Source organism: Consotaella aegiceratis, assembly GCF_036541425.1.
GTDB classification, from domain to species: domain Bacteria; phylum Pseudomonadota; class Alphaproteobacteria; order Rhizobiales; family Rhizobiaceae; genus Consotaella; species Consotaella aegiceratis.
Genome location: NZ_JAZHFT010000112.1, coordinates 1 through 2533 on the forward strand (window position 1 = coordinate 1; position 2533 = coordinate 2533).

Consider the following 2533-nt stretch of genomic DNA (forward strand, 5'->3'; position numbering starts at 1 on the left):
CGTGAAGAGTTTCGGGCGCCGGCAGGCGTACGAAAGTCCCCGAGGAAGGAACCCGCGGGCCACAGTCGATGGCTATGGGGATTTCGATCTGCGGTCGATGTCGGCGATGGCGCGGCCGTCGCTGGAAAGCGCGTGGGTGGATGCGGACAGGCCGCTTCGTTGTGCCTCCGCGCCGATTAGCCGGCCCTGCAGGTAGCTCGTCGCGACCCTGTCGATTACGATAGTCATCATGGACACGTGTGGGGCCGTTGCCGGAGGTGGAGCGCCTTCGGCTGAAGGCTCGACCATGCCATGCCGGATCATGACGCAGTCTCCCGGCTTGTTGCCGATGCCTTCGGCGGCCCGCGTGGCTGCCTCCAGCGTTCGAATGTCTCGATGATGATCATGCGTCCGCCACAGCAGCGGCACGGCGGGCGGAAGTCGTCCCGTTCGTCGGAGCTGCCGGAGCCAGGCGGCTCGACGACGCCCAAGAGTTCGCGGGCGAGCGCGAGGCTGGCCTTGCGGCCTGAGCCGGCGAGCAGGCCGTAGTGCCGGATGCGATGGAACCCTCGCGGCAGGACGTGGAGCAGGAAGCGGCGGATGAACTCGTCGGGGCTCAGCGTCATGACTTGCTGGCGATCAGTGCCGTCGCGGCGGTAGTCCTTGTAGCGGAAGGTGACGCCTTCCTGATCGAACGCGATCAGGCGACTGTTCGAGATCGCGACCCTGTGAGTGTAGCGTGACAGGTAGGCGAGCACCGCTGCCGGTCCGGCTAGAGGCGCCTTGGCGTAGACCACCCAGCGCTTTGCCCGGACGGGAGCAAGGTGGCGCAGGAAAGCCTGCCGCTCGGCGAGATGGGCAAAGGTCCCGAAGAAGCCGAGCCGCCCGGCGTCATGGAGAGCGACCAGCCGGGTGAGGAAGAGCCGGCGGAACAGCTTGCCGAGCACGCGCACGGGAAGCAGGAAGGCCGGACGCGAGGAGATCCATCGACTTTCGCCCAGTGCGATGCCGCCACCTGGCACGATCATGTGCACGTGCGGATGGTGGGTCATCGCCGAACCCCAGGTGTGGAGCACGGCGGTGATGCCGATGCGCGCGCCGAGGTGCCTGGGATCGGCGGCAATCGTTATCATCGTCTCCGACGCCGCCCTGAACAGCAGGTCGTAGACGAGCGCCTTGTTGTGGAAGGCGATGTCGGCGACCTCGGCGGGCAGCGTGAACACGACGTGGAAGTAGCCGACCGGCAAGAGGTCGGCCCCGCGCTCGGCGAGCCACGTTCGCGCCGCAGCGCCCTGGCACCTCGGGCAGTGCCGGTTGCGGCAGGAGTTGTAGGCGATCCGCCACTGGCCACAGTCCTCGCAGGTCTCGACGTGACCGCCGAGCGCCGCGGTGCGGCAGTGCTCGATCGCCGACATGACCTTGAGCTGGGCGAGGCTCAGGCGCCCTGCATGGACGGCCCGATAAGCAGGCCCAGCGGCTCGGAAGATGTCCGCGACCTCAATCGAGGCGCGCACGACTCAGCCGTCGGGCGAGATCTCTGCCGGCTTGAACAGGCCGAGCTTGTCGAGTGGGCTCGTGACCGTGCGCACCGTCTTGGTCGCGACCTTGGCGTAGAGGGCGGTGCTGTTGAGCTTTGCGTGCCCGAGCAAGACCTGGATGATCCGGATGTCGATGCCGTCCTCCAGCAGGTGGGTGGCGAAGCTGTGGCGTAGCGTGTGCGGCCCGACCCGCTTGGCGATGTCGGCAGCCTGGGCTGCCTCGACGACGATGCGATAGAGCTGCCGCGTGCTGATCGGCTTCATCGCGTGCTGCCCCGGGAACAGCCAGCCGTCGCGGTGCATCACGCCCTGCTGCCGCCCGACCTTCCACCACTCACGCAGGAGAGCGAGCAGATCTGCGGAGAGCATGGCGTTGCGATAGCGCCCGCCCTTGCCGCGCTCGACGCGCAGCAGCATGCGCTCGCTGTCGACGTCGGCGACCTTCAGCATCGACACCTCGGCGACGCGCAGGCCAGCACCATAGGCGACCGACAATGCGGCTTGGTGCTTGAGGCACGTCGTGGCGTTGAGCAACCGTGCCACCTCGTCGCGGCTCAGCACCACTGGCAGGTTGCGCGGATGTGCCAGCCGGACGAGCCTGCGCGTCAGGTCCGGGCGGTCGAGCGTGTGGGTGAAGAGGAAGCGCAGCGCCGACACGATGCTGTTCATGGTCGGCACGGGGACACCGTCTTCCTGCTGCTCGATCTGGAACCGGCGCAGATCGTCGGCGGTCGCCGTGTCCGGTGAACGCCCGAGGAACGTCGCCAGGCGCCCGATGTCGCGGAGGTAGTTGCGCTGGGTCTCGCGGGAGAAGCGCCGCATGTTCATGTCGTCGATCAGCCGCTGGCGCAGCGGACTGACGGGTGCGTCGTGATGGGGGGGCTGCATGGTCGGGCTCCTTGTTGAAGAAGCCCGTCATGCTCTGCCCCTGCCGCACGACGCTCAATGCAGGCGCGACTTCGGCCTGTCTCCTCTAACCTCAACCGCGGGTGCCCTCCCGCGCAGCGGGTTCGTTC

Annotated in this window: 2 protein-coding genes; both read right to left on the reverse strand. The window is 67.6% G+C overall.

The genetic code is table 11. The annotated features are described in order from the left end of the window. Positions 1-299: 299 nt before the first annotated feature. Positions 300-1493 (reverse strand): IS91 family transposase, encoded by a 1194-nt coding sequence (locus SMD10_RS25175; protein WP_331688469.1) that lies wholly within the window; start codon positions 1491-1493, stop codon positions 300-302. Positions 1494-1496: 3 nt separating this feature from the next. Then, a complete protein-coding gene (locus tag SMD10_RS25180) occupies positions 1497-2405 on the reverse strand; it encodes a tyrosine-type recombinase/integrase (protein WP_331688470.1) in 909 nt (302 codons plus the stop codon). Positions 2406-2533 lie beyond the last annotated feature (128 nt).